The organism is Thermobaculum sp. T2p, from assembly GCF_059335935.1.
Genome location: NZ_JANZYQ010000015.1, coordinates 39,100 through 52,711, shown reverse-complemented (window position 1 = coordinate 52,711; position 13,612 = coordinate 39,100). Strand labels below are relative to the sequence as shown.

Below are 13,612 nucleotides of genomic sequence, written 5' to 3'. Positions count from 1 at the left end.
GTACCCAAGCACCCTCCACGGGCAAGGAAGGCACCATGCCCAACGGCTTGGGTCAAACCGGTGGTGGTGGCATGGCCCAAAGAGGTGCTGGACTGACGATCGCGCTGCCGATCCTTGGGCTGATCTTGGGGCTCTCCGGGCTCGCCCTGAGGGCACGTGCAAGTAATCGTTAGCGGGTTATTCCCGGGTGATCGTCTCTCCCTCCCCCCCACGCAAGTCCCCTAGGCACTAGTACCATCCGGCTATGGTAACTGTTGCATTCTTTACTGTATATAAGGGATAGGAAATAACTGGAGGGTGAATACATGTCAGCTTCAATAAGATTGATCCTCTCGCTGTGTCTGGCGATCGTGCTGCTGCCCGCGTCGGTGCTTGCCAGTAGTAAAGCGCAACCCCAGGCCAGCACGGTCACCAAGACCTTCCGGCTGACGCTCTACGGCCGAGTACCCCAGGGGCAGAGCTTCTACGTGCGCTGGCGGGCTGTGGGCTCTTCGCGCGTGCACCTGAGGTACCTGTGCGGGATGCCTGCGGGAGCCGGTGGCAGCATCTCCGATCCCTGCGTCGCGGGACGCACCTATGCTGCTCACTTCGTGGTACCTAAGGGTACCAAGATCCGCTACGCGTACGTACGGGTGGATGCAAGCAGGACACCCGAGATGCACGATTGGTTTCACACGGGTACAGAGACCCTATCGGTGAGTATGGTCAACACCGCTTGGTATAGGTACGGGAAGAGCGTCCAAGCAGGGCAGGAGGGTAGCAGCAACCCAGATCGCTCGGGTGAGTCCCAGATCACGATCCCGTCTGCTTTGCCCGATACTGGTGCTGGGGGAGCAGCTGAGAATTAATCTCTAGGCTCCTCCGAACTCGTAGTTGCCACATGGAACCACCAGTATGCCTTGTGCGTATTATTACCAGGAGTATAATAACGCAGAGGCTTTCTTGGGAGGAAAGGATCGATGTTTGACCTGGGAGTTCCTGAGCTGATCATCATCTTGCTGGTCGTAGTGATGATCTTTGGTGTAGGTAAGCTACCCGAGGTAGGTGCTGGGTTGGGCAAGGGCATCCGCGAGTTCAAGGACGCTCTCACCGGTCGCTCCGACGATAGGGCAGAGATAGCCGCACGTAGCCAGGTTTCGTCGGGGCCGGCGGTAAATCAGGCAGATGCTCCCTCTGAGGAGCGGACGGAGACCGCCCCCAAAGAGGAAGCCAAAGTGGAATAGCTAGGAGGAATCGTTGTGTTTGATCTTGGGATACCGGAACTACTCATCATCCTTGTGGTGGCGATGCTTATCTTTGGGGTGGGCAAGCTACCTGAGATAGGTGCTAGCCTAGGCAGAAGCATCCGCGAGTTCAAGGATACCGTATCGGGCATTACGGAGATGCCCGAGGAGGAAGACAGGTCTAGGCCTGCCCTCGCCAGCAGCGTCAAGGAGAAGGTCCAGGACAAAGTGACTGAGGTGAAGGACGCCGTCAAGGAGGGCGTCGAGGCGGCCAAGGAGGAGGCCAGCAAACCCTCCTAAGGTGTCAGTACCCTCCGCCGGTTGGCGGATGCTAGCTTCCTGTCCCGTCGTGCTCCAACATATGGAGCTACACCCAGATCTGGCCGTGCCTAGGCACGGCCAGGACTTTTAACCATCTTGTCGAACTGCGAGCAAGATATTCCTTGTAGTCTGGGCGGAACTTGGTCGTAAAATAGGGTATCATCCGCTCGGAGGTAACCTATGGGCCCGCGCTTGGGTTACAAGGATTGGCAGCCCGGTACACGCACCCAACTACTCTGGACGCTGCTCTCACTAGGGTTACTGGCCCTGGGCATGCTGTGCTTCGGTGTCATCTACTTGGTAGCTTGGGAGCAGATAGAGCTCTCCCTAGGGATCGAGGATATGTGGAAGCTATTAGCTGTACTGGCCGTCACCGCTGTGCTGCTGGTCTTGCACGAACTGATCCATGGATTCGTGATGCGCCTGCTAGGTGCGAGGCCCAGGTACGGTGCCGGAGTACTCTCCGGTGGCATCCCCTACCTATATGCGACTGCCCATGGCTACAGGTTCACCAAGCGCCAGTACCTGATCGTGGCGCTCGCACCCATGGTTACCATATCCCTCCTTGGAGCCGTATTGGTGGCATCTGCCAGCTGGGGGAGCTGGCTGATCATCCCCCTAGCGATCCATCTCTCAGGCTGCGTGGGAGATCTGTGGATAGCTGGGTTGGTGCTTCTCCAGCCTGATGGAGCCCTGATCGAGGATAGGATCACAGGAATAAGGGTATGGACCCCGAGTCCGCTCTAAGGGGAGGGCATCACAAGGTCGTTCTCTTCCCCTGGTCTTAGGGATAGTCGCCTGCCTCCCCAGACGAATTCTCCGGGCACGCCCTCGGGAAGGCGTATGCGAGCCCGTATCATACCCCCCTCGACGCGGAGGGCGACCCATACTTCCCCTCTGGGGTGGACCAAGCTGCCCTCGATGTTTTTCAGGGCCGCCGGCTGAGGGGCGATCTCCACTTTGGAGAAGCCCAGTCCTGCTGGCCTGATTCCCAGCACCGTCGCGAAGAGATGGAAGAGAGGGTGTGCCCCCCAGGCATGACAGTCCGAGCGCGTGGGCTCCGGGGCCTCGATAGTGGTTCTCAAGCCTCGAGCAACCAGTTCTCGCCACAGCGACAGCCTGTCTAGCAGGGCGTCGATCCGACCGAGCTTGCGATAGGCCTCGAACAGGTAGTGGGAGAAGTAGATGGTGGTACGTGAGATGTCACGCGCCTGCAGGAGGTTGCGCCCCACCTGCTCCTCTACATCGGGGGGCAGCAGTCCGCTCAGGATCGCTAGGCATTGCGTGTGCTCGGAGAACCTGCTGTGCGCTGTGTCATCGGCTATGAGCCCCCGAGAGGGTACCCAGAAGGCCCGCAGCGCTGCATCGGCGATCTCGCGAGCTCTGGAGTAGAACTGCTCGGCCATACGTCTATTGCCCAACGAGCCCTCCAGGTCCGCTACCATGCGGGTGATCAGCGTCAGGTGCCAGTTGAGGAGCCCGCTTCTACCCCACTCGCCCTCTGGGGGGATACCAGCTGGCCACTCGGGCACCCAGTCGGTCACGTTCCAGCCCTCTGGAGACTCAAGGAGCCCGTCGCTGCCTCTCCATCGCTCGAATGCCTCCATAGTGGCTCGTACCCCTGGCATCAGCTCTCGCACGTACCCTGTGTCCGGTCGCCAGTAAGCGTAGTCGCACACCATGGCAACCCACCACAACGCGAACGGTGCGATGATCTGGCGCACGCGGCTAGGATAGCGCGCCTGGGTAAGCCCGGACGGCAACCTGGAGGCGTCGAACATGCGCAGGGCCTTGCGGGGCAGGCGATCGTCCCTGGTCATCACGTAGGTTACGAGCGCTTCAAGGCGGGTATCCCCCGCGTACATCAGTTGCTCGTAGTACGGACAGTCCATGTAGGTCTCATGGGAGCACATCTGCATCGCCCGCACCATCAGGGGTATGGTGGCATCCAGGTCCGCGTTGTCCGTGGCTATGGAGCTCTCCATCTCAAGAGGATACCTGGTCTCTCGGAGCCTTAGACTCTCCAGGGTAAGCGCAGCATCCGCCGTGCGCACTAGCAGCTCGAGGTACCTCCCTGCCTGCCACCACAGCGTCTCGAACCTGCGAGAGCTCCTACCGTCGGGCAGAAACACATCTCCTACCCCTAGGAAATACTTGCCCTCGATAGCGTCGCGGTTCCCTTTGAAGCGGCCTCGGCTGTCCTCATACAGCGACTCGGCCCAATGCAGGCGCACGGCGCCGCCCTCCCCCCCGCTCGTGACTATCTCGGGATAGGCGCAGTAGTATTCCCCTAGGTCTATTATGACCCTCCTGGTGGTATGCGGCGGCACGGTGACGCTTCCCCTCCCCTCGATCATTGCCTGCCACTCGGGCTCGTCCAGCGCCTGCTCGGCTCGTATGGGCAAGCTGGACACCTCCTCGGACGAGGGAGCTGATACGTGCCGCACACTGCCTACACTGATGGGGACCTCCATCATCGCGGGTAGTGTGGCTGGTCTCAGCAGGTGCTGAGGAGGCGCCTCCAGCGCCATCAGCCTGCCCACCGCTCGTTCGACGGTCTCTACCGGCTCCCAACCCTCTCCCTCGCCCAGCTCGAAACTCCATGGGAACTGTGTCGCGTCCAGCACTATGTTGCCGCCGGTGCCCCAAGCGGGTGATGGATTGACCCAGGAATAGCCCTCAAGACGCTTGGCCTCCCAGGGGGCGAGCCCTGTGCTCAGGAGGTCAGTCAGCGGGGGCTCGGCTGCAAGGAGGAAGCCGTGCCTTACCGACATCTGGGCGTAGGGGGCTAGTGGTCCCAACGACCACACCCGCGCAACAAGGGTATTGGTTCCCTTTGGCAGCTCCAGCTCGTAGGTCTCATAGAACCAGTGGTCGGCGTCGCCGCGCTCGCTGCCTCTGCCTACGCGCTCGCCGTTGAGGAAGAGCTCGTAGCGTTCGTCGGCGCTCACGTGGACCGTCGTGGTGACCTGCTGAGGGAGGGCGAACGCTAGGCGATAGGCCACGACGTAGGGTGGATTCGGTAGGTGTCTAGCTGCCACCCAGCTGGCGGGCCACAACCCTCGTTGGTCCCAGGGGATGCCTTGATCGTTGCGGATGAAGGGGTCCTGGGCAATGATCTTGCGCATACCAAACTCCTTGTGGTGTATTATCTGGTTGCAACGTTTGCATGATAAACCATTCTAGGAGGGCAAGGCTATATGGCAGCTTACGTGATCGGCATCGTGCGCATCCACGATCGCGAGAGGTACATGCAGGAGTACGTGCCTCTCTCGGGCCCGTCGGTAGAGCGGTACGGCGGCAGGTTCCTGGCAAGGGGCGGAGCCCACGAGGTGCTGGAGGGAGAGCTGGGAGCTGACCGCGTGGTGATCATAGAGTTCGATGACATGGAGGCTGCTCGCAGGTGGTGGGGCTCTCCCGAGTACGAGGCTGCCAAGGCAAAGCGGCGAGGGGCCTCGGATGCCAACTTCTTCCTGGTAGAGGGTTTGAGCAAACTGGGATAATATAGGCTAGAATTAACCTCTACCACCTTAGTCGGAGTCTTGCTGATGGCTGTGGCGGGCCACGAAGTCTACACCGGTATATATCTCTCGCAGCTGCTGGGCAAGCCCATACTGGACGCCCAGGGGGCGCGCATCGCGCGCGTGAAGGACCTGGTAGTCAAGTTCGGTGCCCATCCCCACCCGCCCGTGAGCGGCGTGGTGGCGCGCGCGGGCTCGCGCGAGTTCTTCATCGAGCGCTCGCAGATAGCCGAGATCTCCGATCAGGGGGTGAGGCTGAACACCTTCAAGGTTAACCTGCGGCCCTTCGAGCGCCGAGACGGCGAGGTGTTGCTGGGGAGAGACATCCTGGATAAGCAGCTCATAGATATCGACGGCCGCAAGGTGATCCGGGCCAACGATCTCGAGCTGGGTTACTTCGAGGGCGACTATAGGCTAGTGGGGGTGGACGTCAGCCCCCAGGCGCTGTTGCGCCGCCTGGGGCCGGCCGCACTCACCAGGAACCTACGAGGCACTCGCGTGATCGACTGGGAGGACGTGGAGTCTTTCGCCACCGATGTGCCGATGGTGCGCCTGCGGATCTCCCATGAAAAGCTCTCCAAGCTGCATCCGGTGGACATAGCCCATATCCTAGAGCACCTGTCGCGCGAGCAGGCCAACGAGGTGCTGGAGGCGCTCAACGACGAGATCGCGGCCGATGCCGTGCAGGAGATGGACCCGGCGGACGCGGCGGACGTCATGCAGGCGCTCGACAGCGATCGCGCCGCGGACATCCTAGAGGAGATGGATCCGGAGGACGCCGCCGACCTGCTGGCCGACCTTCCTCGGGATCGGGCAGATGAGCTGCTGGATCTGATGGATCCTGAGGAGTCGGAGGATGTGCGTGAGCTGATGGCCTATAAGGAGGACACCGCGGCGGGGTTGATGACGAACGATTTCGTGACCCTGCCGGCCTCTCTGGACGTGGGTAGGGCGTTGGAGGAGCTAAGACGCATGGAGCACATCCCGGATCCTCTCTACCATATCTATCTAGTGGATGATGACGGGCGGTTGCTGGGTGTGGTGGCCCTGCGCGACCTGGTGATATCCCAACCGTCGATCCAGCTCGTGGATATAGCTCAGAAGGAGGTTGCTCCAGCCCATCCAGATGACCCTGCGCCTGCAGTGGCCAAGAAGATGGCAGAGTACAACCTCCCATCGCTGCCTGTGGTGGACGAGGATGGGCACCTGTTGGGCGTGGTGCTGTTCGATGACGCCATGGATGTCTTGATCCCCGAGGGATGGCATCACAGGCTATCGCAGGTCTTCGGATGAGCGGCAGGCGCGCTGTTTCTACCACGAGGGTAACCGCACGCACGCGCAGGTACCTCGCCCGGCGCATAGCTGGGCCGGCAACGATCTTTGGGGTGCTGGGTCCAGGACTCATAGCTGCCAGCGCGGGCAACGACGCAGGCGGTATAGCTACGTACGCCTCTGTGGGGGCTTCCTACGGGTACTCCCTGCTGTGGGTGCTGGCGCTGATCACGGTGTCGCTGGCGATCATCCAAGAGATGGCTGCACGTATGGGGGTGGTCACTGGCAAGGGCTTTGCGGACCTCGTGAGGGAGAACTTGGGCCTGCGCACCACTGCCTTCGTCATGCTCGTGCTGGTAGCTGCTAATGGTGGCCTCGTGGTGTCGGAGTTCGCCGGCATAGGGGCAGCGGCCGAGCTGTTGGGTATATCCCGCTACTACGCCGTGCCGGTGATGGCCCTGCTGGTGTGGTGGTTGATCACACGTGGTTCGTATCGGCGTGTGGAGCGCATCTTCTTGGCAATGACTTTGATCTTCTTCACCTACCCAGTAGCAGCCCTATTGGCCCATCCTGACTGGGCTGATGTGGGTAGGAGTCTGGTGACTCCCAGCCTGCAACTGGACAGCGACTACCTCCTGCTGATGATAGCGCTCATAGGCACGACGATCACGCCGTACATGCAGATCTATGCGCAGTCCACCACAGCCGAGCGCGGTGCAACCTTTGGTCTATCCCTCGTGAAGCTCGACGCCTATTCTGGGGCGCTGTTCTCGAACGTCGTGGCTGGATTCATCATCGTGGCCACGGGTGCTACTCTACATAAGATGGGCCTGGAAGTGCAGACCGCCCAGGATGCCGCGCGAGCCCTGGAGCCAGTAGCCGGGAGGCTGGCTGGAGTCGTGTTCGCGGTGGGACTGCTAGGTGCATCAGTCCTGGCGGCTGCGGTACTGCCTCTGAGCACTGCCTACACGGTATGCGAGGCGTTCGGCTTTGAGAGGGGCGTCAATCAGTCCTTTCGTGATGCTCCAGTGTTCCATGGGCTCTTCACCGCCCTATTGGTGGTTGGGGTGCTCGTGGCGCTTGTGCCGGGACTCAACGTCATCCAGCTGCTGGTGTGGACGCAGGTCATCAACGGCCTGCTGCTGCCGGTGGTGTTGATCTCCATCCTGCGCCTGGTGAACAACCCTGACGTCATGGGCGAGCACACTAACGGCCCGGTGTACAACCTGCTGGCTTGGGCCACCACTTTGTTGGTAATAGCACTATCCTGCAGCTACTTGGCGGTCACTTTGCTGGGCGTCTTTGGGTTGACTTAGCGTCTACGCCGGCTACGGTAGACGCGGCTGTCTGCCGGCACGACGCTGATCACGCCGTTGGGCTCCAGCACCATCAGCTTGACCTGGCTGACGTCCAGTAGTCCGTGCTCCCGCAGCGCCACCTCTGCCTCCTCCACATCCATGCCCTCCCTGCGCAGGGCGTCCGTCAGCCAGCGGCCATCCTGGGCTATGACCGTGGGTGAGGGGCTGAACAGCTTTCGTAGCCTCTGGCTGCGAGGCACCGTCTTGACCACCATCCAATTGGTTGCCAGCAGCACGACTATGATCAGCAGGCCTCCCACCAGGGACGTGTCCGGCCCTGTCATGGCGGGCTGGACGGCGTTTGCCACCAGCAGCACGAGCACCAGGTCGGGGAGAGTGAACTGGCCGACCTCCCTCTTGCCAGCTGCGCGCAGTCCCACAAGCATGGCTATGTAGATAGCTATCGTACGTAGGGCGATGTCCCACAGAGGTATACCTAGATGTACGAGATCTTTTATGTCCATACTCATTTGCCTCCGGATGTAACGCAGCCCTGCTAAGGAGACTGCTGGGGAGCATGCACAGTTCCTCGATTGCTTGGATGGTATCCCATACTTATAGCAGCTGGCGTTCCCTTGGTCTCCTGCCCAGATCACGTAGTGGCAGGAGACCAAGGATAGGTAGACACGCTTAGAAGCTCAGGCCGTGACCACATGGGAAGAGTGGGTTTTCAGAGTCACAAGGGACGTCCGGCAGCTGCTTTCTGACGGCTTCCATGGAGGATGGCATCTCGAAGGGCAGTTTGCCGGTGGGCCTGTGTCGACCGAAGGCAACATCCAGCACGACCTCGTCGCTTGCGCCGAAGTCCGCCAGCAGGGCAGCGCATTCTCGAGCTATCTCGGGGATCACCGCTGGTCTGTCAAGGAAGATCTGCACCACCGTGGGCACTTGGCGGAGCAGGTCGAGGATGCGTCGGAGCTCGGGCTCTGGGAACGAGAGGTCGCCTGCATGGAAGAAGGCCTCCAAGGGGAGGCTGTCACGGTGCTCGTACGGTGCCTGCAGCCTGATGAACGCGTAATCAGCTTCGGTGGGAGAGTCCACGACCTGGGCGTATCTAGAGGCCACCGCGGGGTCCACTCCCTCGACGTACAGGCGCACGCCCTCGCTCAGAGGCAACGTCCTTCCCGAGCTCGTCTCACCGTTGACCAGCAGCACGATCGACCGCCTCTGGGCCGCCTCGCCAGCCCGCGCGAAGGCCTCCTGCCCTACTATCCTTTCGGCCTCGTCGGGATCTAAAAATGGGTTGTCGAACAGCCCTAGCCTGAACTTGTCTCGTAGTAGCCTACGCACCGAGACGTCCAGCCTTTCCTCGGACAGCCTACCGGAGCGCACTAGCTCCACCAGCACTTCTGGACAGGATTCTCCCCCGAACTGGTCGACGCCGGCCTCCAGGGCCTTGAGGACCCGCTCCTCAAGGCTCAGGTGTTCCACCCCCCAGGCCCTAGCTGGAAATACGCGATCGCCGATCTTGCCATCGGTGAGCAGGCCCCAGTCGGTGCACACCACGCCCTGGAAGCCGTATCGCTGGCGCAGCAATCCCGTGATGACGTCGCGATTGAAGCCGAAGCCGACTTCTTCGAAGGGCAGACCCACAGGCATGCCGTAGTAGGGCATGATCTGTGCTGTGCCGGCTTCGAACGCGGCTTCAAACGGTATGAGGTGGTACTCGAAGTTGTTGCCTGGATATATCTGTTCCCTACCGTACGGGAAGTGGGGGTCCTCGCCATCTTTTTGGGGTCCCCCGCCTGGGAAGTGCTTCGTCATGCAGGCCACGCTCTCAGTTCCGAGCTCATCTCCCTGAAAGCCCCTGATGTATGCAGCCACGAGCCGCGCTGCCAGGTGGGCATCCTCGCCAAACGTGCCGGCTATCCTGGCCCATCTGGGCTCAGTCGCCAGGTCGGCCATGGGGTGCAGGGCCACGCGTATGCCCACCGCCAAGTACTCCTGGCGGGCTATGTCTCCGAACCTGCGCACCAGCTCTTCGTCCCCGATGGCCGCAAGTCCTATGGGCTCGGGCCACTTGGAGAACTTACCAGCAAAGAGGCTGGCGGCTGGGTTGTTGGAGTAGGAGTGCCTGGGGTCGGAAGATATGGTCACCGGGATGCCCAGCCTCGTGCCCTCGGCCAGGGCTTGTAGGCGGTTGTACCACTCGGCCATGGGTCTCGGGTCGGCGACCGCCCAGACGTTGAAGTGGCTCAGCATCTTCCGGGTGACCAGCTCCGTGGTGGAAGTCCTGCCGAAGGTGCCCTCGCCCTCCTGCAGGGATCCGTCTGGGTTCATCCCCATGCCGGTATGGAACATCATGCCGGCCTTCTCCTCGGGGGTCATTCGCCCTAGGAGATCCTCCACCCGCACCTCTATCGGCAGCCTGGGGTCCTCGTAAGGGTCCAGCTTGCCGTTCTTGTTGAGGTCTCGGTACATAACGCCGTCTTCTCGTCGCCACAGTTGGGATTCCATGCCTTATACTCCTTCTATGATGTGATCTGCTCGGCTTGTAGCCATCGGTAGAAGAGCTCGATCCAGTCGTCGCAGGGCAGTCCCTGCCGCCTCATACCGAAGCCGTGACCTCCTCGCGAGAACACGTGCAGCTCGGCGCTCTTGCCAGCATCTCGCCAAGCCCCGAATAACCTAAGGCAGGAGTCCACGGATATCTCGTCATCCTGCGCAACCAACGTGAAGAGCGGGGGTGCATCCTCAGGAACTGTGATCTCTTCCCAGTGGACGCCGTAGATGAAGCCGGCGAAAGATGGCCTGGTAGCCTCGTCGTGGCGAAGGGCTACACCTGAGGTGATCCTCCCGCCGGCTGAGAAGCCCATGAGCCCCACTCTAGAGGGGTCCAGCCCCCACCGGGGCGCGCACTCCCTCACGATGGCTATCGCCCTGCGAGCGTCCTCCTCTTCCAGCTTCGTCACCCATGACATGATCTCGGCCATCTTGGCGCGGTCGGAGGTGTTAGCCTGCATCTGAGCCATAAACTCCTGCCTGTCTGCAGGCGTAGGAATCACCCGGTACTCGAGGACGAACGCCGCGATTCCCCGCTGGTTGAACCAGCGGGCGACATCGGTACCTTCATAGTTGATGTTGAGGAAGTGGAAGGCTCCTCCCGGACAGACCAATACAGCTGCGCCCGTGGGTCTCTCCGGCAGGAAGGAATACATCACGGGGCGCACCACGTTGCGCACCATCAGGAAGTCGAAAGGCGGTTCCGGAGGCTCCTCGATCCGCTCATGGCTCCAACCCTCGGATCCCGGGGCGGGCCCATCCCATAGAAGTATCTGCTCTGCTGCGTGTGCCATGCTCTTTCCTCCTACATGTTTTGTCCTGAAGCTAGCACCTGCCGACCTGAAGTCATCGCGACGGTGATGGATCCCAACAGGACGCAGGCGGCTATCACGAGCGCAAACGGCACTGCTGTGCTGGGGCCGGCCACGCCTACGAGCGGGGAGGTCAGGCTACCAAGGAGGAACCTGGCCAGCCCCAGCAGTGCCGAAGCGCTGCCGGCAGCTTCGGGATGACCCGACAGCGCCAGCGCAGCCGTGTTGGGGTTGATCACACCAAGGGAAGATATGAAGATCAATACCGGTACCACCACCCCCAGCAGCCCAAGGTCGAGCCATACCGAGAGCAACAGCGCCATTACTGCCAACAAGCTCACGACCATGGCAGTGTGCAACAGGCGCTTGGGGGAGTATCTCTCCACCAGCCGGCCATTGACCTGGCTGAGAGCGATCAGTCCCACGGCATTCAAGCCGAACATCAGGCTGAATGCTTGGGGCGACAGCTCGTAGATGCCCTGAATCACGAACGGATAGCCCGATATGTAGGCAAACATGCCGGCGGTGCACAAGCCATTGGCAAGCGCGTAGCCTGTGAATGATGGATCTCGGAGTAGCCATAGGAAGGTGGAAAACACGTCTCCAAGCCCCAACGGCTTCCTATAACTCTGCGGCAGCGTCTCTTTCAGGCCGAATCCCACCGCCAGCGCTAGCAACACCCCTACGATCGTGAGCACCAAGAACACTCCCCTCCACGAGCCGAACCGTAGGATCTGAGCACCCAGGATAGGGGCTAGAATTGGGGCTAGTCCCGTTACAAGCATGAGGGTGGAGAAGAAGCGAGCGGCGGCCGCCCCGGAGTGCAGGTCGCGCACGATCGCGTTAGCGATCACCACGCCGGCGGCTCCAGTAGCGCCCTGCACGGCTCGGAGAATGGTGAGCGCCGTCACCGAAGGCGCCAACGCGCACAGCAGGGAGACCAGTGAGTACCCTAACAGCCCAACCACTAGGGGCAGCTTCCTCCCTAGAGAGTCGCTCAACGGGCCAGCGATCACCTGCCCTAGGCCCAATCCCAAGAGGCAGGCGCTGAGAGTTAGTTGTGCCTGGGATGCCCCGGTCGATAGGTCTTGGGCCAGCCGTGGCAGCGCGGGCAGATACATGTCTATGGATAGCGGGCCTATAGCGGTCATGGCACCGAGGATGAGAATGGTCAAGGTGTTATTTAGGTTGATATCTGTGGTTGTCGTGCCCACCCTGGCCATAACCCTTCCCTATATCAATCTAGTGATCTGCTTGTGTCGCCAGACGTAGCGGTAGTAGAGGTACTGCATGCACAGGTTGGCCAGGAAGGCAGCTGGATAGCCCAGCCATATCCCCCTCAGTCCCAATCCCGTGTACGTAGAGAGCACGTACGCCACGGGCACCTCCACACACCAGATGGCCACTATCCCAAACGTCGTGGGCCACAGCACCACCCCACTGGCCCTCATCAGGGCTGCAAACACCTGGGCATGCCCAAAGATCAAGTACCCCCACAACGTGATGTACAACAGCTCCCGCGCTATCTCCAGTGTCCCTTCATCAGTCAAGAACAGCCCCAGGATCTGCCCAGCAAATAGGTACACTCCCAACACCAGCAGCCCCCCTATGGCGTAGTTGAGCCCCACACCACTGCGCAGCACCCTGCGCAGCCTCTCCAGCTTGCCTGCTCCTATCGCCTGAGCCCCAAAGATCGATACCGTGATCCCCAAGCTGACGGCTGGAAACTGCACGTAGCTGACCACCTGGTTGACCGCTCCATAGGCAGCCGTGGCCGAGGACCCAAAACGGTTGACCAAGGAGATCACCGCCAGCTCCGACAACGACACCAGGATGAGGTTGACGCTGGAGGGGATGCCGAGCTTCAACAACAATCCCAACAGCTTGGGATCGATCCACAGATGCCTGGCCACCTGCCGATCGAACTCCAAAGGATGCCTCCTCCAACGCAAGTACACTATCATCACCCCCAGCGAGACCGTCGAGCCCAACACCGTGGCCCAGGCCGCCCCAAACATCCCCAGCTGGGGAGCAGGTCCCCATCCAAACACCAACACAGGCAGCAACAACAGGTTGATCCCCGTGCTCACCCCCAGAAAGGCTGTGGGAGTGCGGGAGTCCCCCGTGCCCCGCATGAAGGTGGTGTACGCAAAGTACACAAACAGCAGCGGTAGACAGCTGAAGATGATGCGGGCGTAGTGCACGCTGTCGGCGATGATGTCCTCTGGAGTGCCCAGCAGGCGCATGAGGTCCCACACCAGCAGGTTGCTGGCCACTGCCAGTGCTATCCCCAACAGGCACACGAACGCCAGGGTGGTGCCCATGACGGCACGCATGCGCTCGTAGTTCCTGGCACCCCAGGCCTGGCCTATCAGGATGGAGGCCCCAGAGCCCACCCCGATGACAAAAGAGTTCATCAGGAAGAAGACGGGGAAGAAGTTGGCCACGGCCGCCAGAGCCTGCACCCCTACCCACCTGCCCAGCACGATGCTGCCTGCCAGCTGCCCCACCGACTGCAGAGCGTTGCCCAGGATCAAGGGCAGCAGGAACCCCAGCATCTGCCTCCACATCGGCCCCCTCTCCTCCAATACCCTTGGTCTAAC

General features: G+C 61.1%; 14 protein-coding genes. 8 read left to right on the top strand and 6 right to left on the bottom strand.

Going from position 1 to position 13,612, the window contains the following annotated elements; genetic code table 11:
• Positions 1-35: 35 nt before the first annotated feature.
• From N2245_RS07775 to N2245_RS07755, 5 genes are all read left to right on the top strand, one after another.
• Entirely contained in the window at positions 36-173 is a 138-nt protein-coding gene (locus N2245_RS07775) for a hypothetical protein (protein WP_494536165.1), read from the top strand.
• A gap of 132 nt (positions 174-305) precedes the next feature.
• The gene (locus N2245_RS07770) at positions 306-848 is read left to right on the top strand and encodes a hypothetical protein (protein ID WP_494536164.1); all 543 of its coding nucleotides are present in this window, start codon (positions 306-308) and stop codon (positions 846-848) included.
• Between the two features lie 111 nt (positions 849-959).
• Positions 960-1,223, top strand: a complete 264-nt coding sequence (locus N2245_RS07765; protein ID WP_494536163.1) for a twin-arginine translocase TatA/TatE family subunit — start codon at positions 960-962, stop codon at positions 1,221-1,223.
• 15 nt (positions 1,224-1,238) lie between these two features.
• On the top strand, positions 1,239-1,523 hold the full coding sequence (locus tag N2245_RS07760; RefSeq protein WP_494536162.1) for a twin-arginine translocase TatA/TatE family subunit: 285 nt from the start codon (positions 1,239-1,241) through the stop codon (positions 1,521-1,523).
• Between the two features lie 201 nt (positions 1,524-1,724).
• Complete coding sequence (locus N2245_RS07755; RefSeq protein ID WP_494536161.1) at positions 1,725-2,291, top strand: DUF3267 domain-containing protein; 567 nt, start codon at positions 1,725-1,727, stop codon at positions 2,289-2,291.
• Here N2245_RS07755 and N2245_RS07750 read toward each other — a convergent pair.
• Positions 2,288-4,672, bottom strand: coding sequence for an alpha-L-rhamnosidase-related protein (locus N2245_RS07750; protein WP_494536160.1), 2,385 nt, complete (start codon positions 4,670-4,672; stop codon positions 2,288-2,290). The genes N2245_RS07755 and N2245_RS07750 overlap by 4 nt on opposite strands.
• A 72-nt stretch (positions 4,673-4,744) precedes the next feature.
• On the opposite strand from N2245_RS07750, the gene N2245_RS07745 reads away from it, so the two are divergent.
• Genes N2245_RS07745 through N2245_RS07735 form a run of 3 tightly spaced genes read left to right on the top strand, consistent with a single transcriptional unit; the run spans position 4,745 to position 7,653 of the window.
• A complete protein-coding gene (locus N2245_RS07745) occupies positions 4,745-5,047 on the top strand; it encodes a DUF1330 domain-containing protein (RefSeq protein WP_494536159.1) in 303 nt (100 codons plus the stop codon).
• 45 nt (positions 5,048-5,092) lie between these two features.
• Positions 5,093-6,358, top strand: coding sequence for a magnesium transporter MgtE N-terminal domain-containing protein (locus N2245_RS07740; RefSeq protein ID WP_494536158.1), 1,266 nt, complete (start codon positions 5,093-5,095; stop codon positions 6,356-6,358).
• Positions 6,355-7,653 carry an Nramp family divalent metal transporter gene (locus tag N2245_RS07735; protein ID WP_494536157.1) on the top strand — a complete coding sequence of 433 codons (1,299 nt, stop codon included), beginning with the start codon at positions 6,355-6,357 and terminating at the stop codon, positions 7,651-7,653. The genes N2245_RS07740 and N2245_RS07735 overlap by 4 nt, the downstream gene beginning before the upstream one ends.
• On the opposite strand, the gene N2245_RS07730 is transcribed toward N2245_RS07735, so the two are convergent.
• The 5 genes from N2245_RS07730 to N2245_RS07710 all read right to left on the bottom strand — a co-directional run bounded on the left by N2245_RS07730 (position 7,650) and on the right by N2245_RS07710 (position 13,579).
• A complete protein-coding gene (locus N2245_RS07730; RefSeq protein WP_494536156.1) occupies positions 7,650-8,159 on the bottom strand; it encodes a DUF421 domain-containing protein in 510 nt (169 codons plus the stop codon). The genes N2245_RS07735 and N2245_RS07730 overlap by 4 nt on opposite strands.
• Before the next feature lie 166 nt (positions 8,160-8,325).
• Positions 8,326-10,152, bottom strand: a complete 1,827-nt coding sequence (locus N2245_RS07725; protein WP_494536155.1) for a glycoside hydrolase family 3 protein — start codon at positions 10,150-10,152, stop codon at positions 8,326-8,328.
• Positions 10,153-10,166: 14 nt separating this feature from the next.
• Positions 10,167-10,991 carry an alpha/beta hydrolase gene (locus N2245_RS07720; RefSeq protein ID WP_494536154.1) on the bottom strand — a complete coding sequence of 275 codons (825 nt, stop codon included), beginning with the start codon at positions 10,989-10,991 and terminating at the stop codon, positions 10,167-10,169.
• Between the two features lie 11 nt (positions 10,992-11,002).
• The gene (locus N2245_RS07715; protein WP_494536153.1) at positions 11,003-12,232 is read right to left on the bottom strand and encodes a Bcr/CflA family multidrug efflux MFS transporter; all 1,230 of its coding nucleotides are present in this window, start codon (positions 12,230-12,232) and stop codon (positions 11,003-11,005) included.
• Positions 12,233-12,241: 9 nt separating this feature from the next.
• On the bottom strand, positions 12,242-13,579 hold the full coding sequence (locus N2245_RS07710; RefSeq protein ID WP_494536220.1) for an MATE family efflux transporter: 1,338 nt from the start codon (positions 13,577-13,579) through the stop codon (positions 12,242-12,244).
• Positions 13,580-13,612: the final 33 nt, after the last annotated feature.